This is a genomic window from Chitinophaga sp. (genome assembly GCF_036569185.1).
In the GTDB taxonomy this organism is placed as follows: Bacteria; Bacteroidota; Bacteroidia; order Chitinophagales; family Chitinophagaceae; genus Chitinophaga.
In genome coordinates this window covers 1-23,421 of record NZ_DATCRD010000040.1, presented here as the reverse complement: position 1 = coordinate 23,421, position 23,421 = coordinate 1, and the positions used below count along the sequence as shown (strand labels likewise).

15 protein-coding genes are annotated in these 23,421 nt (G+C 47.2%); 14 read left to right on the top strand and 1 reads right to left on the bottom strand.

Translation table 11 applies throughout. From position 1 onward, the window contains the following. Positions 1-508: 508 nt before the first annotated feature. Together VIM72_RS03200 and VIM72_RS03195 are read left to right on the top strand one after the other, a co-directional pair. Positions 509-2,833 (top strand): glycoside hydrolase family 127 protein, encoded by a 2,325-nt coding sequence (locus VIM72_RS03200; RefSeq protein ID WP_332001425.1) that lies wholly within the window; start codon positions 509-511, stop codon positions 2,831-2,833. Between the two features lie 80 nt (positions 2,834-2,913). After that, the gene (locus VIM72_RS03195; protein WP_332001424.1) at positions 2,914-4,263 is read left to right on the top strand and encodes a family 43 glycosylhydrolase; all 1,350 of its coding nucleotides are present in this window, start codon (positions 2,914-2,916) and stop codon (positions 4,261-4,263) included. Positions 4,264-4,502: 239 nt separating this feature from the next. Here VIM72_RS03195 and VIM72_RS03190 read toward each other — a convergent pair whose 3' ends face one another. Next, positions 4,503-5,210 (bottom strand): hypothetical protein, encoded by a 708-nt coding sequence (locus tag VIM72_RS03190; RefSeq protein WP_332001423.1) that lies wholly within the window; start codon positions 5,208-5,210, stop codon positions 4,503-4,505. A 379-nt stretch (positions 5,211-5,589) separates the two neighbouring features. Between VIM72_RS03190 and VIM72_RS03185 the strand changes: the two genes are divergently transcribed. The 12 genes from VIM72_RS03185 to VIM72_RS03130 form a co-directional block, all read left to right on the top strand. Next, positions 5,590-6,186: an RNA polymerase sigma-70 factor gene (locus VIM72_RS03185; protein ID WP_332001422.1), complete on the top strand. Its 597-nt coding sequence runs from the start codon at positions 5,590-5,592 to the stop codon at positions 6,184-6,186. Positions 6,187-6,253: 67 nt separating this feature from the next. Further along, positions 6,254-7,456 (top strand): FecR family protein, encoded by a 1,203-nt coding sequence (locus VIM72_RS03180; RefSeq protein ID WP_332001421.1) that lies wholly within the window; start codon positions 6,254-6,256, stop codon positions 7,454-7,456. Between the two features lie 211 nt (positions 7,457-7,667). Next, on the top strand, positions 7,668-11,207 hold the full coding sequence (locus VIM72_RS03175; RefSeq protein WP_332001420.1) for a SusC/RagA family TonB-linked outer membrane protein: 3,540 nt from the start codon (positions 7,668-7,670) through the stop codon (positions 11,205-11,207). Positions 11,208-11,225: 18 nt separating this feature from the next. Beyond that, positions 11,226-12,617: a RagB/SusD family nutrient uptake outer membrane protein gene (locus tag VIM72_RS03170; protein ID WP_332001419.1), complete on the top strand. Its 1,392-nt coding sequence runs from the start codon at positions 11,226-11,228 to the stop codon at positions 12,615-12,617. A gap of 34 nt (positions 12,618-12,651) precedes the next feature. Further along, positions 12,652-13,587, top strand: a complete 936-nt coding sequence (locus tag VIM72_RS03165; RefSeq protein ID WP_332001418.1) for an ABC transporter ATP-binding protein — start codon at positions 12,652-12,654, stop codon at positions 13,585-13,587. A 7-nt stretch (positions 13,588-13,594) separates the two neighbouring features. After that, complete coding sequence (locus tag VIM72_RS03160) at positions 13,595-15,895, top strand: DUF4350 domain-containing protein (RefSeq protein WP_332001417.1); 2,301 nt, start codon at positions 13,595-13,597, stop codon at positions 15,893-15,895. Between the two features lie 30 nt (positions 15,896-15,925). Next, positions 15,926-17,263 (top strand): MutS-related protein, encoded by a 1,338-nt coding sequence (locus VIM72_RS03155; protein ID WP_332001416.1) that lies wholly within the window; start codon positions 15,926-15,928, stop codon positions 17,261-17,263. Further along, complete coding sequence (locus VIM72_RS03150) at positions 17,260-18,597, top strand: MutS-related protein (RefSeq protein WP_332001415.1); 1,338 nt, start codon at positions 17,260-17,262, stop codon at positions 18,595-18,597. Before VIM72_RS03155 ends, VIM72_RS03150 begins: the two co-directional genes overlap by 4 nt. Before the next feature lie 24 nt (positions 18,598-18,621). After that, positions 18,622-19,503, top strand: a complete 882-nt coding sequence (locus VIM72_RS03145; RefSeq protein ID WP_332001414.1) for a DMT family transporter — start codon at positions 18,622-18,624, stop codon at positions 19,501-19,503. Between the two features lie 164 nt (positions 19,504-19,667). After that, positions 19,668-20,249 (top strand): RNA polymerase sigma-70 factor, encoded by a 582-nt coding sequence (locus VIM72_RS03140; protein WP_332001413.1) that lies wholly within the window; start codon positions 19,668-19,670, stop codon positions 20,247-20,249. A gap of 228 nt (positions 20,250-20,477) precedes the next feature. Continuing rightward, positions 20,478-21,644 (top strand): FecR family protein, encoded by a 1,167-nt coding sequence (locus VIM72_RS03135; RefSeq protein WP_332001412.1) that lies wholly within the window; start codon positions 20,478-20,480, stop codon positions 21,642-21,644. Between the two features lie 143 nt (positions 21,645-21,787). After that, positions 21,788-23,421, top strand: a 1,634-nt coding sequence (locus VIM72_RS03130; protein ID WP_332001411.1) for a SusC/RagA family TonB-linked outer membrane protein, incomplete at its 3' end; no start/stop codon positions are given.

Genomic DNA, 23,421 nt, shown 5'->3' with positions numbered 1-23,421 from the left:
CAGTATGGATACTGCCTGTTTCCCCCGGATATTCCCCGTATCCGAACCGTATTTGAGCCCAATATCCCTCGTATCTATTAGGGATAAGTTAAAGGCGTTTTATAGTCTTGTGTAATAGTTGATGCTTCGGGGGAAAAGAGGGCGTTGATAGGGAAGCTCCTGCATTACCCTGTTTTTCAGCATACAAAACAACCAGGCCTGCAGCGGTTCAGAGATACCGGTCCCGGCGTTAGCAGTGAACAGCAGTTGATCTCTATGATCCGGAACCCCCAAAAAAATATATATGATTGGCATGCGTTAACAGTGGAGCACAGTGCCCGCCCTGCCCTGGTGCATAAAAAAATGCCTGATTGGCAGGGTTAGCAAATGGAGTACAGCTGATTCCCTGCCTGGAACCAAAAAATATACATAATTGGCCGGCGTTAACAGTGGACAACAACCAATCTCTGCATAGTTACTTGCATAAATGAAAATTAATTGTTAATTTGACAATTATTTCCACGTGCGTATGAAAAAATTGCTCATTTGCCTTTTGGCACATATTCCTGTTATTGCTGCGGCACAATCCACTCAACTGCAAACATTCGCTCCCGGCGAAGTCCGGTTGCTGCCAGGACTTTTCCTGGATGCCCAGCAAACGGATGAAAAGTATATTTTATCCCTTGATCCGGACCGCCTGCTGGCCCCTTTCTTAAAGGATGCTGGCATTCCTGTAAAGAAAGAAAATTATGGTAACTGGGAAAGCTGGGGACTGGACGGACATATTGCAGGGCATTACCTGTCCGCCCTCTCACTAATGTATACGGCTACCGGGAAACAGGTTTATCTCCAGCGGTTACATTATATGCTGGATCAGCTGCAAAAGTGTCAGCAGAGGAATGGCAACGGTTACCTGGGTGGAGTTCCGGATGGGAAGCAGCTCTGGAAGCAGGTAGCGGAAGGCAGGGGAGATGCAGTTACAAAACGATGGGTGCCCTGGTACAACGTGCACAAAACCCTGAATGGTTTGCTCGATGCCTGGACCCTCACTGGCAGCACACAGGCCCGCGATATGCTGCTGGGGCTGTGCCGCTGGAGCAAGAATGTTACGGCGAGCCTCAGCGATGAACAGATGCAGGGGATGCTGCAAACAGAATTCGGCGGCATGAACGAAATTTTTGCCGCTGTGGCGGAACAAACCGGCGATACCTCCTGGCTTTACATGGCCAGGCGCTTTACCCATAAAAAATTACTGGACCCGCTCACCATGCATACCGATGCCCTCACAGGATTGCATGCCAATACCCAGATACCCAAAGTAGTAGGTTTCATGAGAACCGGTATAGTAGGCCACGATGCTGCCCTGGAAGATGCTTCCGCTTTCTTCTGGAACACCGTGGTGCAGCGCAGAAGCATCTCCATAGGAGGAAACAGTGTACGCGAACATTTTCATGCGGAGAATAATTTCCGCGCCATGCTGGAAAGCCCCGAAGGACCTGAAACCTGTAACAGCTATAATATGCTGAAACTTACCAGGCTGCTTTTCCTGAACAATCCCGATGGCAAATACATGGATTATTACGAGCGCACATTGTATAATCATATCCTTTCATCCCAGCACCCTAATGGCGGATTTGTATATTTCACACCCATACATCCCATGCATTACCGGGTATATTCCACTCCTGGGAATGCCTTCTGGTGCTGCGTTGGCACAGGCATGGAAAACCATGGGAAATATGCAGAACTGATCTATGCCCGGTCAAAAGATTCACTTTATGTAAACCTGTTCATTCCTTCGGTGCTGCAATGGAAAAGCAAGTCGCTGCAGCTGACGCAGGTAACCAGGTTTCCTGAAGAGGACGCCTCCGTGCTGAAACTCTCTTTGAAAAAGCCGCAACTGCTAACCGTTGCTATACGCATCCCGGGATGGGTTAAAGATACAATGAGCGTTACTGTGAACGGGCAACATGCCGCCAGTACCAGCAGCGCCTCCGGCTATGTGTATATCCGCCGCACCTGGAAAAATGGCGATGTGGTGAAGATCCATGTACCCATGGAAGCGCGCACCGAAGGGTTGCCAGACAGCACTCAATGGGTATCCTTCCGGTATGGGCCCATCGTATTGGCCGCGGCTACGGATACACTCAATATGCCCGGTTTATATGCAGATACCAGTCGCTGGGGACATATTGCCCGGGGCGCCATGCGCCCAATGTCAGCCGCACCGGTATTACAACTGGATGCCCCTGGCATCGTTGCATTACAAAGCACAGGCAGGCCACTTGAATTTACCGCAGGCCAGCTGATCACACAGCCAGCTTTCCGCAATCTTAAACTGGTACCCTTTTACCGTGTGCATGATAGCCGGTATATGCTCTACTGGCCCTACGCAGGTAAGGCGGAATCTGGTAAAGTACAGGGAACGGAAGAGGCGGAAAAACAGCGGCTGGACAGTCTCACCACCGACCGTGTGTATGCCGGTGAACAGCAGCCGGAAACGGATCATCAGCTGGAGAGCGAAGGTAGTACTACCGGCACATCGGGAGATCAGCACTTCAGGATAACCCGTAACTGGTTCGCCTATACGTTGCAGGCGGCGGCAGCAGGTAATTACCAGTTGTATATCCGTTACCGTTATAGCGGCAGTGGCGACTGTGGCAGCGTTGTTATAGGAAACAAGACATTGGTAGAACTATGTACTAACGCTGACGCGCCTACGGAAGATCGTACCGCCATTGTAGATATACCAACCAGAATAGCAGCAGCCGGTAAGGTAAAAGTACTTTTCAGGGCCGCTTCAGGGAAGGTAACACCACGCATTATGGAGGTACGTCTTCTTAAAGCACCTTAATTTATCATCCTAATAATAATTTCTTCAGGCTTATGTCGTATGTTAAGAATGTATGTGCTGCTTTGTTTTTAATATGGTGCATGCCCTTGTCCGTAAAGTCGCAGTCAAACCCATTTGGCAATGCCCTTATTCCCGACCTGGTAGCTGATGTAAGCATCCAGGAGATAAACGGCATGTTTTATTGTTATGTAACCACCGATGGTTATGATGCCGGGCTTAAGACCTCAGGTCCTCCTGTAGTATGGAAGTCGAAGGATTTTGTTCACTGGAGCTTTTCCGGATCTTATTTTCCATCTGCTGAAGGGCAGCTGTATTGGGCGCCCAGTAAAGCGATTGAAGCCAATGGAAAGTATTACCTGTATCCCACAGTCAACGGGTATATGTATGCTGCCGTTTCCGATTCGCCCGAAGGGCCATTTCATCTGGCCGAAGGCCCTGATATTTTTACCAAACCTTATTCTTCCCACACGCTGCTGAAAACTAAAACACCAAAAGGCCCTGTTGGTATCGATGCGGAAGTTTTTATAGACGATGATAAGTCCGCATATTTATTCTGGCAATTAAGGCATGCTGCAAAGCTTAACAGTGATATGGTTACTGTTGATACCAATACTGTTAATATTCCCACTTCCCGGAATGGATATTCTGAAGGTCCTATTTTTTTTAAGCGCAAGGGTATTTATTATTATTTGTATACACTCGGTGGTGATGAGGCTTACCAGTATGCTTATGTTTCAGGCAAAGCATCTCCGCTGGGGCCTTTTGATTTCCCCAAAAGCAACGATATTATTGCTACCACAAATCACCAGCGCGGGATTTTTGGTCCCGGTCACGGATGTGTTTTCAATGTGCCTGGTACTGATGATTACTACTTTGCTTATCTTGAATATGGAAGAGGGAGCACCAACAGGCAAACGTATGTTAACAAGCTGCAGTTTAATGAAGATGGGTCTATCCGGCCTGTGGATCTTACCATGACAGGTGTGGGAGCGCTTCACCAGGTGAAAACGGATCGGCCTCAGAAAATAGTGAAAGCCATGGCTTCCAGTACCTGTACTGAAAAGAAAATTAAACCGGCAAAGGATTCCTCATTGAACCGTGTAGAATACTTTGTACCGTCGTTTGCATTCGATGGGGCAAACGGATCCCGTTGGATGGCTGCATCTGAAGATACTGCCTGCTGGTTGATGGCGGACCTGGGCAAGGTGAAAAGCATAAAGCGGAGCGAAGTTTATTTCGTCCGGCCCACAGCAGGGCATGCCTATGTTTTGGAGTATTCGACCGATGGTATACATTGGTCGCAGTGCGGCGGTCATGATGATCTTAAAATTCAATCTCCCCATTCAGATGTATTAGGTATTAAAGCAAGGTATTTAAGGATCAGCATTACGAAGGGCGTAAAAGGTGTATGGGAGTGGAATATCTATTAGGATAGTCGATCCGCCGGATACCGGAAAATACAAAATTAGCATATTTAAATATGCTAATTATAAAATAATATCCTTAAAAAGGATATTAATGTTTGTTAAAAATACATAAAATATATTTATAATGTAATAGATGTTAATATCAATAAACGTCGTTTGATCTGCTAAACGGGTATCAGTTTCACTGAAATATAGAATGCCTTCAGTTTTACTAACAAAGCGTCGTTTCCCATGAAATGAAATTAGAGATTATTACGGCCCCGGTTTACAAATTCTTCCAGCCGTTCCCGGTTGATGACCTGGTTATTCCATAACCAGGTATCCGGCTCATCTACGCGCGACAAACTAGCGTCCGACTGTACCGCCAGCCATTGCACAAATGCCTCCCGGGTGTGGAAGGTATGCACCGGTTCCAGCCATCCATCCCATACTGCTGCATATACATAATTCCCGCTGGCATTCTTTTCCAGTCCCATCCCACAGTAATCACGATGGCCATAACAGAGGGCGCCCTGTGCGAGTGCGGTGGCTACCTGTTCTGCCAGTTCCCGTCCATAGGCAGTATTCCGGGCCAGCAACATTTGTTTGAGCTCCTGCAGGCGGCGGGTTTCTTCCGCCTCATGGTCGCGGGCCTCTTTATCCTTTTGAGCGGCTGCCTCTTCAGAAGAGATAATGTTATAGACAAAGTGGTTATGCTCCAGGTTGATGCTGATGGTGAAAGCCACGGCATGTGGAGCTTCGGTTGCCTGGTAGCGGTCCAGCAACTTGTTGAGCTGCCGGTCCGGCTCCCAGAAAAAGAAGGGCTTGCCATCTGCTTTTTGCCCGCGCAGGGTAAGCAGCAACGAAGGGTAAAGGCGGCACTCCAGGTGGCCGCTGATACACTGGGCGGCTTCCAGTTTATTTTTCAAGGCTTCATTGAGCTGCGCTTTGATCATAGAAAATTGTTCCATAGTAGTTGACGGCTATCTGGTGCAGCCGGGTATAAATATATAAAAAGGATGGCATCGTATTTCCTGGTGTAGGTTGAGAATAAAACAACGCCCCCTTTTCTTTTTAATACCCCACTACTATAAATTTCCGGAAATCCGGAGTATATTTGTCAGCATGACAGTCAATAAATAAATAGTCATTATCCAGGACATATTTATCCAAAACAGAGATAATAGCCACAGGCAGCATGTGGAGCAGATCAACCATTATATAATATAATGCCATAACAGGATAGTTCCTTTTATATAAACAGTCCTTATTGATTAAAGACAGGGAGCAATTAATTGCTGCTTTCGCGGGTATTCATTTTTTAAGATATTATAAGTGGGAATGTAATTGATGGAATCGACTGAAAACAACCAGCCATACGGGGAAGCGGAACTGTTGCAACGTCTTGCGGAAGCAGACGAGGGTGCTTTTGCCCTTGTTTTTAAAGAATACTATGCTGTTTTGTGTGCCTTTGCCCAAAAGATCATCCAGGAGTCCGGAGATCCGGAAGACCTTGTAAACGAAGTGTTTTTAAAGCTATGGAACAGGCGTCAGCTGTTTAGTGACGCCAGGCACCTGAAGGATTTTCTGTATAAATCCACCCGCAACGCATGTTTTGACGCCATCAGGCGCATGATCCACAGCAAAGAGCGGCAGGCCGTATTCCTGGGCGCCCAGGCGGAGTGGGAAGCTGCGGCCGACCTGGAAATGATCCGCCTCGAAGTGTTCAGTGAGCTATACCATGAAATCAACCAACTGCCGGAGCAGTGCGGTAAAATTGTGCGGATGGGATATATAGAAGGTATGAAAAATGATGAGATCGCACACGCGCTGGGATTATCTGTACAAACCGTAAAAAACCAGAAATCGAGGGGACTGATGCTGCTGAAAGGGCGTCTACCCGCTGAAATTTTTATGGTTCTCCTGTTGTTATCTGCCCATTCCTGATTTTTTTTTAAAACTGTTTGGTACTATCTGTTTATGGCGTCGTATTAATGGAAAGTACAGCGCTATTATGGACGAACCATTATCCAATACCCCCCTGTTTATTGCAAGTCTGCTCAGGAAACACCTGAAAGGAACCCTGACGCCGGAGGAGCTGCAGGAGCTGAATACATGGATCGCTGCCAGTGAGCAGCACCAGCGGTTATGGAAAGAAATCAATGATGCGGGTGCTCAGCAGGAAGCAATAAGGGAGATGGCGCAGTATAACGGGGATGCTGCACTGGAGGTTTTCCTGGCGAAGCATTCACCTGCCCCTGCCCGGCGGGTGCATTTCCTTTGGAGATGGCAATGGGCAGCAGCTGTGGTGGTGGTGGCGCTGGCAGCCGGCGCTTATTTCCTGATGCCCTCAAAGCAACAGGCGCCTGCAGGTTTCGCGCATAACGCGGCCATAAGCGATATTGCCCCGGGAAGGAATGGCGCTATCCTGAAGCTGGCCGACGGTTCACAGGTGGCGTTAGATAGCCTGCAGAATGGTACTGTAGCCACACAAAACGGCGCAAGTATAGTGCTCAGCAACGGGCAACTGGTATATAATCCCGGCGCCGCTACAAATAATGAGGTTGCCTACAATATAATTTCTACCCCTAATGGCCGCCAGTTCCGGGTTACCTTACCGGACGGTACGCAGGTGTGGCTGAATGCCGCCAGTTCGATCCGCTATCCTGTTGTATTTACCGGTAAGCACCGGAATGTGGAGGTTACAGGGGAAGTGTATTTTGAAGTGGCACAAAATGCTGCCATGCCATTCCAGGTAGCAGCGGGGAGCCATGCGCGCATTGATGTACTGGGCACCCGTTTCAACGTAAACGCCTACGACAATGAAGAGAGCCTGAACACCACCCTGCTGGAAGGAGCCGTGAGGGTGATGCCATTGAAAGCGTTGCCGGAAACCGGTAATGGTATTGTACTTCGGCCGGGGCAACAACTGCAGCTGTCGGATAAAGCCCGCGTAATTGACCAGGCAGACATAGACAAGATCATGGCCTGGAAGAACGGTTTCTTTGATTTTGACGGGATGGATCTGAGGTACGCCATGAAACAGGTAGCGCGGTGGTATGATGTGGAAATTGTATACAAGGGAAATATACCAGACATTAAATTTTACGGTAAAATCAACAGGAATATAAGCCTGGCCGGCCTTATCAGGGGATTAAGCGGCACAGGGGTGCATCTGAACATTGAAGAAGGAAAACGATTGGTAGTCACGCAATAAATCTGATCATATAAAATAACAATTGTCAACCAGAGTAGCCACAACAAAATGCCGGAAGCAGTAGGAGCGCTTCCGGCAGGTAGCCGGCTAATTTAAATTTTCGGTGTAACGAATTTTTTATCAACCAAACCACAACGAATTTATGCAAAAAATCGCTCATGTAGAACGAAGGGGATTACTATGGCCAATTCCCGCACAAATATTGCGAATTATGAGAATTACTACCTTCTTCCTTTTCGCTTTCCTGCTGCATGTTTCCGCAAAAACGCACTCTCAGGCAGTCACTATTTCGGGGAAGAATATTCCGTTAAAAAAAATCTTTGCCGCCGTCTATAAACAAACGGGGTTCGTAGTGTTCAGCAACGACAGGCTCATGGAATCATCCGTTCCTGTATCCGTTAATGCCAGGGAGATCCCGCTGCAGGAGTTCCTGGAAAATGTATTTAAAAACCAACCATTAACTTTTTCTATAGACAGTAAAACAATTTTCCTGGCTGAAAAGCCTTTACCGCAACAGCTGGATATGATCGCGGCCGACTCGGCCGTGATCCCTTTACTGAGAGGCAAGGTCCTGGATTCTGCCGGTGTGCCGATCCCGGATGTTACAGTCGCTTTACGGAACACAAAATTCGTAACCGTTACGGATATCCAGGGTGATTTCACTTTCCGCGATGTTCCCCGCAATGCCACGTTGGTAGCCTCCAATATTGCCTACAGGAAAAGAGAGCTGAAGCTCGACGGGCGTTCTTCCATAGTCATTCAGCTGGATGCGGAAATTAAAAAGCTGGGGGCAGTAGAAGTAGTGGTTAGTAACGGCTACCAGGCCCTCCCGAAAGAAAGGGCTACCGGCTCCTTCGGCGTGGTGACCGGGAAACAATTGGCGCAGGTGCCGGTGGTGAGCATCCTGGAGCGGCTCCAGGGCATGGTGCCGGGCGTAGATATTTCTACCAAAACCACTGCCGGTAAAAGCCGCAATGGTTCCGTGCGGATCCGCGGTTTATCAACTATCCGGAGCGAATACACCAGGGTAAGCACTGATCCGTTGCTGGTGATAGACGGGTTTCCTTCGCAGGTATCCATCTCCAATGGTGCGCTGGATCTGCTGAACCCCGATGATATAGAGCAGATCACTTTCCTGAAAGATGCAGCAGCAGCTTCTATCTGGGGTATCCAGGCTGCTAACGGCGTAATTGTGATCACCACAAAAAAAGGAATACGTAACAGTAAACCGGTATTCAGTTTCTCCACCACCATAGGTACCAGTAGTAAGCCCACCCTGGGATATGGAGAAATGATGTCGTTGCCTCAATATATCGACCTGGAAAAAGAACTGCTGGAAAAAGGGATCTATCGTGATCCAGTTCCCAACAGCGCGCCCGGAAGCTATTATCCCCCAAACAGCAGCCAGGTACAGACCATCTTTTTCAAACAGAAAAGAGGCGAAATAACCATGGAGGAAATGAATGCACAGCTGGCGGCATTAGGAGCCACAGACAACCGCTCCCAGATGGAAAAATATATGATCCAATCGCCTTCCACACGGCAGTATAATTTTTCTGTTTCAGGTGGTGGAGTGAGCAGCTCTTATTTCCTGTCAGGTTATTTTTATACAGAAGATCGTGTTTACAGGAGCAACACCAACAAAGGATATTCTTTGAAAGCCGGCAATACTTCCAGCCTGTTCGATGGCCGTGTTTCCCTTACTACGGATCTTACATTCGGGAACACGAGAGATAAAATAAACAACGCCGCCGTAACCGCTATGAGCGTTGGTACCGGAGGCATGCGGCCTTATGATATGCTCAAAGATGCAGCGGGTAATAATATTTATTACGACCTGTTAATGATCCCGTCTGCAGCCCGGTACCTTGAAGGCAAAGGCTATCTTCCTTTCCGTTATTCGCCTATCGATGAACTGCAGTACTCCAACAGTTATAACACCGCTAACAACGTAGCCCTGAACCTGGCTTTAAACGGCAATATCACATCCTGGCTGGGAGTGAGTGTTTCCGGTAATATAGGCAGAACGTTTTCCGAATATGAACAGTACTGGGAACCAGACAGCTATAATGCCAGGATACTGGTGAACAGTGGTACCAGCCTGAATGCTGCCGGATCCCGCGTATATGGCGTTCCTCCGGGCGGCAGGCTGGATCTCAGCAACGGACAGGGAAAAAGTTATAACCTGCGTGGACAGGTAACCGTAAACAAGAACTGGAAAGAAAAGCACCAGTTGAATTTACTCCTGGGTAATGAGATCAGGGAATCCTATACGAAAAGCAGTGGCGAGTTGCGCTATGGTTACGATAAATCTATCAATGTTTTCCGTACCGTAAACCCATCACTGACCTACAAAGATATTTATGGAATGACACAGAATATAGGCGCCACCAGCAGGGCGATTACGGAAAAAACCACCAGGTCGCTCTCTTACTATGCCAATGGCTCCTATACATTCCTGGACAAATATACTGTTTCAGGAAGCGCACGGTTCGACGATTATAATCTGCTGGGAGTTGAACGCCGCAAAAGAGCTATTCCTTTGTGGTCGGGAGGTCTGAAATGGAATATAGGCAAGGAAGACCTGTTGAGTAACCTTACCTGGATAGATCAGCTGTCGGCGCGCTTTACTTATGGCTTTAGCGGAAACGCTCCCCAGGGCTATGCGCCGGTGACTACCATTAGCATAATAGGCGCCGACCTGGTTACCAATTATCCCTATGCGCTGATCGATAAACCCGCCATTGCCAACCTGGGATGGGAAAAAACCAGGATGATTAACTGGGGCCTCGATTTCAGTTTCTTTAACAACCGGTTGTATGGATCTGCTGAATATTACAAGAAGCATACAACGGATATTATCTGGGAATTGCCTATCAACGGTACTTATGGCTTCTCAAGAACTTCATTTAATACGGCCAACCTGGAAGGGCATGGAGTAGACCTGGGAATTAATGTTGTACCCATTCAGACCAGGAACTGGAAATGGACTGCTACGGTGAATATGTCTTACAATACAAATATTATCAAAGACGCCCGTTTCGAAAATCCAACCACCTCTTTTGCACCGGAGTACCTGTATTCAGGCTACCCGGTAGACTACCTGTTCACCTATGCCTGGGCAGGATTGGATAATACCGGTCAGTCCCTGATCTATAACGGTAATGACCATACGAAGAAGTATACCGTATTGGAGTATCCATTTGAAAACGTGCGGGTATATTCCGGACGTACCACTTCGCCCTGGTTCGGAAGCTTCAGTCATTCCGTTCAATATAAAGGCTTTGATCTGAATGTACAGTTCCAATGCGCCTTCGGGGGTGTTTTCCTGAAACCATCCTTACAGGATGTAGGGTTTAGTAATAATTATTTTGCAGGCAGGAACGGCGACCTCGCCAACCGTTGGAGAAAGCCGGGTGACGAAGCATTCACAAATGTTCCGGGCCTGGTATTCGGCCCCAATACCAGTTACTATACCAGTTCAGCCAGGTATATGGAATCAGATCTGCTGGTAAGGAGCCGCAGCAATATCAAGTTGCAACAGGTGATGCTGTCGTATAACATTCCTGCTTCGCTGTTGGGTAAAGTGGGAATAAAAAGCCTGACCCTTTCCGCTTTAGCACGTAACCTCGGTATGATCTGGGCGGCCAATAAAGAGAAGCTGGATCCTGATTATCTCTATGTTACAGGAAATAACTACCAGCTTCCTCCATTAACCAATTATTCTTTCAGAGTTGCATTGAGTTTCTAATTTATTAAACCGACAATCATGTATCGATATAAAATAATTATTGCTTTGTTATTACTGGTTGCCAGCCTGGTTTCTTGTCGTAAATACGTGGAAGATGTGCCAATACAGGGGCAGCGGGTGCTGGTATATACAGACGATTACCGCCGGCTCATGGATTATCGTGACAAGCAGCAGTATCTTTTTGGCCAGGGGCCACTCCTGAGTAGCGATGATGTGGCACTCACTGCCCAGGAAATCCAGGATTATATGAAGCCTAATAATATACAAACAGCTATTTATACCTGGAGCAAGCCTGTTTATACCGACAAGCAGGAGGATCTGGACTGGAATAATATGTATGCGAATATGTATACTTATAACGTGGTTATAAACGGGGTGATGGACAGTAAAGGTGGTGGTATGGAATTAAAGCAAACGTTGCTTGCAGAAGCGCTGTTGCAAAGGGCATTCGTGTATTTCAACCTGGTTAACCTGTATGGTAAGCAATATGATGCTGCTACGGCAGAAACAGATCCCGGTGTGCCGCTATTGCTGAAAGCCGCGCTGTTCGTGGATTTAAAAAGAGCAAGTGTAAAGCAGGTGTATGAACAGGTACTGAAAGATATCAGGGACGCCCTTCCCATCCTGCCGCTTAAACAGGATATTAATACGAGGCCGAACAAGGTTGCGGCTTACGCCCTGTTGTCCAAAGTCTATCTCAATATGCGTGATTTTACCAATGCCGCTGCTTTTGCAGATAGTACCCTGAACATATCCGGCACCTTGTATGATTATAATTTAGCTGTAAGCGGAGGTAATGTTGCTTTCCCCCAACAGATCGAAAATAAGCAGGTACTGTTACGCTATATCCCCCGCCAGATATTCAACGCTCCACAGCTTAGCCAGTCTATACTGGATCTGCTGGGAACAAAGGATCTCCGTTATGTGCTGTTCGTAAAGCCTGGTACCTCTTTTTACCCGGGATTCACCGGTTTAGGTTACTGGTCGCCCGACCGTTTTTCAGGACCCGGGCTTACAGACCGGCCGGCCATAGGGCTTACGGTAAATGATACCTGGCTGATAAAGGCAGAATGCCTGGCACGCGCCGGGAAAAAAGACGAGGTAGTGCAGATGTTGAATACACTCCGCAAATTCCGTTTCCGGCCGGAGGATTATACAGATCTTACTGCTGCCACACCAGCGGAGGCATTACAATTGGTAGTGGATGAGCGCCGCCGCGAATTCTTTGGTACCGGTCTTCGCTGGTATGATCAGCGTCGTCTGAATAAAGATCCCCAGTTTGCCAAAACAGTTACCAGGTCATTTAACGGTGTTGCCTATACGTTGCAGCCTAACGGTAACGGCTATGTTTTCCCGCTGGCTAACATACTTATTTCCCTTAACCCGGAAATGGAACAGAATCCACAGTAAGCTGAACATCTACAGAAAATTATAAACGGAATAAATGGAACCAAGCATTGTCAGCATCAGAAAGTTATCCCACAGGTATACTACCTCTTCCTGGGCCATCCGGGATGTTAATATGGAGATTGCGCCAACAGGCATTGTAGGATTACTGGGCTCCAACGGGGCAGGTAAGTCTACCACCATGAACATTATCTGCGGCGCATTGAACCAGACGGAAGGGGACGTGTATATCAACGGTATCAATACAAAAGAACATCCGCGGGAAGCAAAGAAAGAAATAGGTTTCCTCCCACAGCATCCGCCCTTGTATATGGACCTGACGGTAGATGAATACCTGCATTACTGCGCCGGTTTGCGACATCTTCCCAAGGACCTGATGAAGCCTGCCATCAAAGAGGCTAAAGAACGTTGCGGTATTGATCATTTCAGCAAAAGGCTGATCAGGAACCTTTCGGGAGGCTACCGGCAACGGGTAGGGATAGCCCAGGCGATTGTACATCGTCCAAGATTGGTAGTACTGGATGAACCAACGAATGGGCTGGATCCGAACCAGATACTGGAAGTACGTTCACTCATCAAAGATATTGCAGCGGACAGGGCAGTTATTTTTTCTTCCCATATTCTTTCTGAAGTACAAATATTATGTAAGGAGATCAGGATGATAGAAAATGGCAGGATCGTTTTCTCGGATACGATGGAAACATTTAATAATTACGTAGAACCGCACAGCGTCCTGGTTCACCTGGAAAACCCACCTGTGGAAGCGGAACTGGCTAAGATCAGCGGGGTGACGAAAGTAGATTTCCTGACAGAAAGACAAATACGCATTTTCTTTACCGGGGATCAGGATATCGCCGAACGGATCGTTGTTGCGGCCGTACATAACGATTGGCGGCTCCGTGAAATAAGTATCGATAAGAGCGCGATCGACGAGATCTTTAAACAGTTATCCCATCCATCATCAAAACAATAACAGCGGAATGAAGACGATATTGAGAATAGCGAAAACAGAGTTACGCACCCTGTTTTACTCACCTATTGCCTGGTTTTTAATGATTGTATTCCTTATTCAGTGCGGCGTAATATACCTGGGCATGCTGGAAGCAATGGCAAGAAGCAAGGAGGCAGGCGCAGTACTTTTAGGCAGTATGATAGAATACCTTTTCCTGTCGAACCAGGGACTGTTACCGGCTGTGTTGCGTAACTTATATCTCTATATTCCTTTGCTGACGATGGGGCTCATCAGCCGGGAAACCAGCAGCGGTACCATCAGGCTGCTTTATTCTTCACCGATCAGGGTAAGGGAGATTGTATTCGGGAAATTTTTGGCGATGATGATCTATAGCTTGTTGCTGACAGGCATCCTGGCTATTTTTGTGGTATCCAGTTTATTCCAGGTGAAATCGCCGGATACAGGGATGCTCATGTGTTCTTTGCTGGGCATATATCTCCTGCTTTGCGCTTACTCGGCCATCGGTTTATTTATGTCCTGTCTTACCACCTACCAGGTAGTAGCCGCCGTCTGCACTTTCGTGATGATTGGTTTGCTGTCTTATGTTGGCACGCTCTGGCAGGATATCGCTTTTGTAAGGAGCCTTACCTATTTCCTTTCTATTTCCGGCCGTACCGGCAATATACTGTTAGGCCTCATTACCACCAAGGATGTGATCTATTTTATGGCTATCATATACCTGTTCCTGGGGCTTAGTATCTATAAAATAAAAGCAGGAATGGAGTCCAGGCCGCCGGTAGTAAAAGCGGGGAGATATGCGCTTGTTATTGTATCCACGTTGGCCATCGGTTATATCAGCTCTATCCCTTCGCTGGTAGGATATTACGATGCCACCCGTGCAAAGCAAAGAACACTGACGCCGAATGTGCAGAAAATTATAAAGGAGCTGGGTGATGCGCCACTGGAGGTAACAGCGTATAACAACCTGCTGGGCCGCCACTGGGACCTGGGAAGCCCCGATTCTTACAACCGGAACCTGGCCCGCTGGGAACCCTATATGCGATTCAAACATAACATTGAATTAAAAACAGTGCTGTATTATGATTCGGCTTATGAAATCCCCAATATGTCCCGGTTCTATCCCGGTAAAACACTGGCCCAGATAGCGAAGCAAATAGCAGACAGCAGGGACCTGTCGATGAGCCAATTCAAGACGCCTGCAGAAATAAGAAAGATAATAGACCTGAAGCCGGAGTTAAACCGCTATGTGATGCAGTTGAAATATAAAGGAAAAACAACTTTCCTGCGGGTATTTGACGATAACAAAGAATGGCCAGGCGAAACGGAAGTAGCTGCAGCGATCAAACGCCTGCTGCAGACAAGGATGCCGAAAATAGTTTTCCTTACAGGACATCTCGAAAGAAATATCAATAAGCTGGGCGACAGGGAATACAGGGTGCTCACTAACCTGACCACTTTCCGTAATTCGCTCCTGAACCAGGGCTTTGACGTTGATACGCTTTCGTTAGATACGCAGCAAATACCAGGAGATATTTCCGCTTTGGTGCTGGCAGATCCCAAAGTAGCCCTCACGGCTGCAGATATGGAAAAGCTCAGGCAGTACATAGATAAAGGAGGAAATCTGCTGGTAGCAGGGGAGCCGGGCAAACAGGAAATATTGAACCCGTTCCTGCGGCAATTGGGAATACAACTGATGGATGGTACATTAGTGCAAACCAGTAAAGATCTGCAGCCCGAACTGGTAACGCCATACCTGACAGCCAATGCTGCAACGCTTTACCCGGCTCTGACACATGCGCATCACGATAGCGCCATGGTATCTATGCCCCGTGCTACTGCGCTATCTTATGCCGATACCGGTGCATTCACCATCAAACCACTGCTGACAACAAACATGCGGATCTGCTGGTTGAAGAAAGATAAGCTGGTAGCTGATTCAGCAGATATTGTTTTCTCGCCTGACCGGGGAGATGAGCGCAAAACCTTTGTCACGGCAGTATCGATGACCCGTAAGATCAATAACAAAGAGCAACGTATCATTGTTACCGGCGATGCCGATTTTATGGCAAATGCCGAGTTACAACGTTTCAACCTGAACGCGGCTAATTTTGTTTTCAATACCGCTTTATTCAGCTGGTTAAGTAATGGAGAATTCCCTATCGACAGCTCCCGTCCGGGGCCGGAAGATACCACGATCCTATTGTCTAAAGCCCAGGTGAAATTTTTACGGATCATTTATGTGTGGGTATCACCAGGGCTGTTGCTGGCCTTCGGCGCCATCCTGCTGATCAGGCGTAAAAGGAAATAAACGGCAGTTGGTTAAAAATTTCTTCTAAAGATGATATTCCATACAGACAAGCAAACGCTCACGGATCTTAATATATTCGGTAAACCCGGTGCTGATGCCATTTACACTATTTTTAACCATACCAGTACCCGGGGCGGAGCAGCCATCCTGGAAAATATGTTCAGGTATCCGCTTGCAGACGTATCGGCTATTAACAGCAGGAGCGGAAAAATCCGGTTCCTCCAGTCGGTGAATGCAGTATTTCCTTTCAGGAGCGGATTGTTTGATGTGATTGAAACCTATCTCGCGGAGCAGGACCAGCGTACACGTTTAGCGCCGGAAGATAATACGCTTGCCAGGAAGTTCAACAACCTGATAGCGGAAGACAATAATTTTAAGATGATCAGTAATGGTGTGCAGAACGTAATGGAAGTACTGCATACTCTCCGGGGATTCTTAAATCATATGGAACACGGAACAACAGAAAATCCCTATAAGCCGGATTTGGAGGAGCTGCAAAGCCTCCTCCTGGATCCGGCGCTGAATGCGGTATTGAGAGAACAGACCGGTAGTAAACTGTCGTACCAGAAAGTAATGGAATATGATCAGCTGCTGCGGTTCCGCTTCCGGGATCATCTCCGTAAAATGTTGTCGCTGATCTATCACCTGGATGTATATATATCAGTGGCCGGGGTAGCTGCACAACGCAAGTTTGTTTTCCCCGTTGCACTGGACGCGGCGCATAGCAGCATTCTGCTGGAAGGTGTTTACCATCCGCAGGTAAAAAATGCAGTGCCCAACACGATCCGGATCACCCCTGAAAACAATGTTATTTTCCTGACAGGCGCCAACATGGCGGGGAAGTCGACCTTCATGAAATCCGTGGGCATCGCTATGTTCCTGGCGCATATGGGATTTCCTGTGGCCGCTGCAAAAATGGAATTTGCCGTAAGGGAAGGCATCTATACCACCATTAACCTGCCGGATGATCTTTCATCAGGAAGCAGTCACTTCTACACAGAAGTGCTCCGTATAAAGAAGATTGCCCGCGAACTGGCAAAGGGAAAGAACCTGTTTGTTATTTTTGATGAGCTGTTCAGGGGAACCAATGTGAAAGACGCATTTGAAGGCACAGTGGCTATTACGGCCGCTTTCGCAGAAAGAGAGAACAGTGTGTTTATCATCTCTACTCATATAACAGAAGCCGGCGCACAGCTAAAGGAGCGATGCGGAAATATCCATTTCATTTTCCTGCCAACAAAAATGGATAACAATAAACCGGTGTATACGTACCAGCTGGCGGAAGGTATTACGGAAGACAGGCACGGCATGATCATCATCCAAAATGAAGGTATCCTGGATATCATTCATAAAAGAAAAAAAGTATGAGTTTTATTGCAGACAAACAAACCCTTGATGACCTGAACATTCCCGGCAGGTATAACAGTAAATCTATTTATCGTATATTCGATAGCGTTATTACTGCCGGTGGCAGGAAGATCCTTGACCAGATGTTCCAGGAGCCGTTAACGGATCATAATGCTATTAATGAGCGCAGTAGCATTTTCCGTTATTTTGGCCGGCAATCACTGCAATTACCATTCAGCGCCGATGAGTTCAGCGTAGTGGAAAATTATCTTACTTCCGCGCCGGGCAGCAATATAGCTGCCACTACCTGGAATGTATTATCCAGGAAATTCCTCCATGCAGTAGTGCGTGATAATGCCTATGCTTTACTGGAAACAGGCGCCGGTAAAACCATTGCGCTGTTGCTGGCTTTCAGGGATTTTGTTTATAGCCTGGAACAGGAAGGCATTTATTGTCCTGTTGCCAACGACATACAAACCGTGCGGAACATTTTTAGCAGTAAGCAATTGCAGCGGATCACTGAAAGCTATGATGGGAAAAAGCTGTCGTTGCAGCAACTCATCAGGTATGATCATCTTTTGAAGAAAGGATGCCGGGAAGAAATGAAAACGCTGGTGGATATCATTTACCAGTTTGATGTATACATCGCCGTGTCTACGGTGGCCAGGACAAGGAACCTTTGCTACGCGCATGCGTTGCCCAGGCAGAAGAACGTGATGGAGGTGACAGGGTTATTCCATCCATCCGTGGAAAATGCCGTAGCCAATGATATTTCGTTTCACGCAGAGAGCAACGTTACCTTTCTTACCGGAGCCAATATGGCAGGGAAGTCCACCTTCATGAAATCTTTTGGCATTGCTGTTTACCTGTCGCATATGGGATTCCCGGTAGCGGCAGAAAGCATGGAGTTTTCCGTAAAAGACGGGCTCTTTTCCACCATCAATGTACCAGACAGCCTGGAACATGGTTACAGTCATTTTTATGCGGAAGTATTAAGGGTTAAAAAAGTGGCGGAGCAGGTAAGCAGTTCAAAAGACCTGGTAGTAATTTTTGATGAGTTGTTTAAGGGAACCAATGTAAAGGATGCATACGACGCCACCCTGGCTATTACCAGTGCTTTTTCCGAAAACAGTAATTGTTTCTTTATTATTTCCACGCATATTATCGAAGTAGGAGAGGCCCTGAAAGAGAAGGGAGGAAGCTTCCGCTTCCTGTACATGCCCACTATTATGGAGGGGAATGTGCCGAGGTATACTTACCGCCTGAAAAGTGGTATTACTAACGACAGGCAGGGAATGGTGATCATTGAAAACGAGGGGCTGATAGCGCTGATCAGAAAAAAGGTGACCAGTTAACCGGCAGCCGCTTATCTTTGCCGCGTGAAAAACATAATTACCGGCTTACTGTTCGCGATGTTATGGGCATCGGCGTCTGTAGCAACTAAAATCGGCATTCATTCGGCGCCTCCACTTGTTCTCGGCAATGTCCGTTTTTTTATTGCAGGCTTTGTTTTATTGGGTTTTTGTTACCTGGTGAACAGGGACAAAAGTTACCGTATGCCCACTCTCCGGGAATGGCGGCAACTGGCCATATTTGGTTTTTTAAATACCACGCTTTACCTGGGCCTGTATGTGTATGCCATGAAATATATTGCCGCAGGAATCGGGAGCCTTGCTACTTCCACTAATCCGTTACTGATCGTATTACTTTCTTCCTGGCTGATAGGGCGCCGGCCTGAAAAGGCGGAGCTATGGAGCATCGTGATCGGGATGGCCGGCATAGGGCTGGCTACCTATCCCCTGCTTCACAGCGGCGAAACCAGTTTGGGAGGGCTGGCCATACTAATGACCAGCATGGTGGCTATCTCTTTTGCCAGTGTATATTATGCACGTATTCAATGGGCCTTGCCCAACCTGCTCATCAATGGCTGGCAGGTAACACTGGGCGGCATCTTCCTGCTGCCGTTTACCCTCGCATTCAGCGATTTCTCCTCGGTGCGGCTGGACCACAGGTTTATTTACGCCGTGTTGTGGTTAAGCCTGGCCGTTTCCGTGATTGGCCTGATCTGTTGGTTCTACTTATTAAAAATAGATACCGTAAAAGCATCCCTGTGGCTTTTCCTTTGCCCGCTTTTTGGCTTCTTCTATGCCTGGTGGCTGCTGGATGAGCCTATAACGTTGTATACCATAGCCGGTACCCTGATGGTAGTTGCAGGGCTGTATATAGGGCAGCGAAAAAAATTGGGTGGTGAATTACAGTAATCGGCGTATTTTCGGGATAATATATTTAAGATATTAGGAATAATCGTATTTTCTCCATTGAATGAATAAAAAGATCAGGCGTCATATTTCCTAATTATTATCTTTTGATGTACTGATATAAAGCTCGGATTATTTTTATATTCTTGTGGACCATTCTCAATCGCATGAATCGGTATCTGGCACAAACTGATGTAGAATTAATAACGTCTTTACGTGAAGACGACAGTCAGGCTTTTGCCGAAATTTATCAGCGTTACTGGCAGAAATTGCTGGCCATAGCCTATCATCACAGTAAGGATAAGATCATTGCAGAGGAAATAGTACAGGAGGTTTTTATTGGCCTCTGGAACAGGCGGAATGAGCTTCATATTGATAAGTTGAGCGCTTATCTGGCCACTGCGGTGAAGCTGTCTGTTTTTAAACAATATGTGCGGCAAAAACGAAGAAACCAGATAAAAGAGGAAACCGCTGATCCTTTGTTAACCAGCTGGGATGAGGAAAAGATCTACAGCAGGTTCCTGCAGCAACATATTAATGGTATTGTAGACGTTTTACCGGAAAAATGCCGCCTGGTATTCAGGCTGAGCAGGGAAGAAGGGCTCAGCATACCAGAGGTGGCGCAAAGAATGGGGATTGCCGAGAAAACGGCGGAAGCGCATCTTACCAAAGCATTAAAAGTACTGAAACTCAGGTTGAACCGCCCTTACTTGTGGGTACTTATACTCGCCTATATATTACTCAGTTAAAATTCCCGGAAAAAAATATTGCTCCCACTAAGGGTAACAAATGTTGTTATGGTACATATCCATGTAGCCATCGTGTTTAGGTAATGTGGAAGCATTGCCCGGCAATGCCGTCTGGTATTCTTATTTGTTATAATACTTATGTAATAAAATTTTCAATAAAATTTTCCATTCACTAAGGGTAAAAGATCTGCTCATGGTACTTGTTTGTATAACCATAAAATCTGTACGTTGAAGAACAACATATATCACCTGATTGAAAAGTACCTGGATGGTACCATTACGCCGGAGGAGGAGGAAACGTTAATGGCCTGGTACCAGGATCATAACGAAGCGGAGGTAGAGTGGTTGTCGGATAATGTGGATGAAGAAGAGGAGGTGCGTGCGCGTATGTTGCTGCGTTTGCAACAGCAGATCAATGGACCGGCAACCGGGCTGGCCGCTGCAAAGCGGCATTGGTACTACATACCTGCTGCGGCGTGTATAGTAGTATTACTGGGGCTTGCCGGATTTTTTTATTATCAGCAGCAGCAACGGCCGGCACAGCAACCCGGTATTGCCAAAGCGATGAACGCTATTGTTCCCGGTGGTAATAAAGCTATTCTGATGTTAGACAATGGAGACCAGGTGGTATTGGAAGATGCACAGAACGGGATCATATCCCAACAGGGTAAGTCGGCTGTGAATAAAACAGACAGCGGAAGCCTGTCGTATAACACTATAAGCGGCGGTACCGGCGGCAGGGTTGTATATAATACCCTGGTTACGCCTTATGGCGGTCAGTACCACATCACGCTGCAGGATGGCACTGGCGTGTGGCTCAATGCAGGTTCCTCGCTGCGTTTCCCTGCCTCATTTCCAGGAAACGACAGAAACGTGATCCTTACCGGTGAGGCCTATTTCGAAGTAGCTAAAGATCAGTCCCGGCCATTTTATGTAACTGTAAACAGCGCCTCAGGCGCGCCTATGACAGTGAGGGTATTGGGAACCCACTTTAATATAAATGCTTACCCTGATGAGCAGCAGCATATTGTTACGCTGCTGGAAGGCTCGGTGAAGGTAGGTTGTGGAAATGCAGACGCCTTACTGGCGCCTGGCAAGGAAGCCATATTAAACAGGGCTTCAGGCAGGATCAATGTAAAAGACGGAGACACAGAAGCGGCTATTGCATGGAAAAACGGTTACTTCTTATTTGATAACGAGAAAATAGAAAGCATCATGAAACAGATCAGTCGCTGGTATAACGTAGAGGTCAGCTACCAGGGCGATGTTTCAGGAAAAGCTATCGGCGGTAGTTTACCGCGCTCGAAGAATGTTACGGAAGTATTAAGTATGCTGGAATTAACTGGTACCGTTCACTTTAAAATAGAAGGAAGGAGGATCATCGTTATGCCATAAAAACACCTGTAAAAAAGGGAAGCAATAAAAAACCGGGAGCGTTCCAGCGCCCCCGGACAGTTTGAGCTTACCCTGTGAAAGACAAGTTTCTAAGTCATTGTAGCCACAGTTATCTGATTATTAAACTCAAACATCCAAATGTAATGAAATTTTACATACCTGACGTGCGCCCGGTAAAAGCCGCCGCCACGTATAAAAAAATCCTGTTGATGATGAAACTGACCTTTGTTTTAATGATCGCAGTGTTAATGGAAGTCAGCGCCGCCAGTTATGCCCAGAAGGTAACCCTGTCGACAAAGCAAATCACTCTCCGGGAAGTATTCCGTCAGATCCGTAAGCAAACCGGTTATAATGTACTGTGGGATGTGGACCTTTTAAAGGATGCCAAACCGGTGGCCATGCAGGTGACCGATGCAACTGTGGAAGAGGTACTGAAAAAAAGCTTCGCTAATCAGCCCTTTACCTATACGATTCGTGAAAACACCATTGTGGTAACGCGTAGCCCCGCGCCAACGGTGGTAGCCTTTCCTATCAAAGGCCGCGTTACCGACAACAATGGAGAGCCATTGGTTGGAGTGGCGGTACGGGTTAAAAACTCTAAAGTGGGAGCCGCTACACAGGCGGATGGCAGCTATACGCTCAACGCGCCTGATGAAAACGGCGTACTGGTATTCTCCTACCTTGGTTATACCCCCAAAGAAGTGCCCATCAATGGCCAGTCTGTTATTAATGTGAAGCTGGAACAAACCTCTTCACAGCTGACAGAAGTGGTGGTAGCTTATGGTAAACAAAGCACCCGTGAAATTGTGGGCTCGGTATCAAAGCTGTCTGCCAGCGATATGAAAGACCAGCCAACCGGTACCTTTGCGGAAAGGTTACAGGGTAAGCTGCCAGGCGCACAGGTGGCGCAAACTACCGGCAGGCCCGGTCAGGGAATGGACCTGCGTATACGCGGCGCCGCTTCATTTACCTCCAACGTACGCCCCCTGGTTGTAGTAGACGGGCAACCGATGATAGGCGATCCCGACAATATCAATAATATTAACCCCGACGAAATTGAGTCGTTCTCCATCCTGAAAGATGCCGCAGCCACTGCATTGTATGGTTCACGTGCCGCCAACGGGGTGATCATCATCACTACCAAAAGAGGAAAGGCCGGCGCTACAAAAATAGATTTCAATTCCTATTACGGCAGCGCTTCCATGATGCGTGAACTGATACCGCCTGTAATGAACGCCACCCAGCTGGCTACTTACATGAAAGGTTTTTATGAAGATAAGATCAAGTATGAAGGATATACAGGCGGTATTCCAGCCGTGTATCAGAACCCGGAACAATACGGAGAAGGAACAGACTGGTTCAGCGTACTGACCAGGAATGCTCCTGTACAGAACTATAGCCTGGCCATTAATACCGGTAACGACAAGGCGGCTTTCAGCCTGGTGGGCGGTTATTTTAACCAGCAGGGTATCCTGTTAAACACCGGCTATAAGCGTTTTTCATTGCGTGCCAATGGTGATTTCAATATCAGTAAACGCGTAAAGGTAGGTTTTGGCGTTGCTCCGTCTTTCCAGATCGATCATAACAACAGGCAGGGAACCGGTTTTAACGTGGATGGCCAGCGCGCTATTTTTGCCTCCGCTTCCATGATACCAACTATGGGCTCTCCCTACAACCCGGATGGATCACTGGCGCTCGGCATTTCAGGGTTTACCAACCAGTTTGTATGGGCCAACCCGTTAAGACAATTACTCGAAGTAAAAGACGATGCTAACCG

Bases quoted from the DNA above. Each gene is read 5' to 3' on its own strand.
- VIM72_RS03200 (WP_332001425.1), top strand. From the start codon at position 509: ATGAAAAAATTGCTCATTTGCCTTTTGGCACATATTCCTGTTATTGCT.
- VIM72_RS03195 (WP_332001424.1), top strand. From the start codon at position 2,914: ATGCCCTTGTCCGTAAAGTCGCAGTCAAACCCATTTGGCAATGCCCTT.
- VIM72_RS03190 (WP_332001423.1), bottom strand. From the start codon at position 5,210: ATGGAACAATTTTCTATGATCAAAGCGCAGCTCAATGAAGCCTTGAAA.
- VIM72_RS03185 (WP_332001422.1), top strand. From the start codon at position 5,590: ATGGAATCGACTGAAAACAACCAGCCATACGGGGAAGCGGAACTGTTG.
- VIM72_RS03180 (WP_332001421.1), top strand. From the start codon at position 6,254: ATGGACGAACCATTATCCAATACCCCCCTGTTTATTGCAAGTCTGCTC.
- VIM72_RS03175 (WP_332001420.1), top strand. From the start codon at position 7,668: ATGAGAATTACTACCTTCTTCCTTTTCGCTTTCCTGCTGCATGTTTCC.
- VIM72_RS03170 (WP_332001419.1), top strand. From the start codon at position 11,226: ATGTATCGATATAAAATAATTATTGCTTTGTTATTACTGGTTGCCAGC.
- VIM72_RS03165 (WP_332001418.1), top strand. From the start codon at position 12,652: ATGGAACCAAGCATTGTCAGCATCAGAAAGTTATCCCACAGGTATACT.
- VIM72_RS03160 (WP_332001417.1), top strand. From the start codon at position 13,595: ATGAAGACGATATTGAGAATAGCGAAAACAGAGTTACGCACCCTGTTT.
- VIM72_RS03155 (WP_332001416.1), top strand. From the start codon at position 15,926: ATGATATTCCATACAGACAAGCAAACGCTCACGGATCTTAATATATTC.
- VIM72_RS03150 (WP_332001415.1), top strand. From the start codon at position 17,260: ATGAGTTTTATTGCAGACAAACAAACCCTTGATGACCTGAACATTCCC.
- VIM72_RS03140 (WP_332001413.1), top strand. From the start codon at position 19,668: ATGAATCGGTATCTGGCACAAACTGATGTAGAATTAATAACGTCTTTA.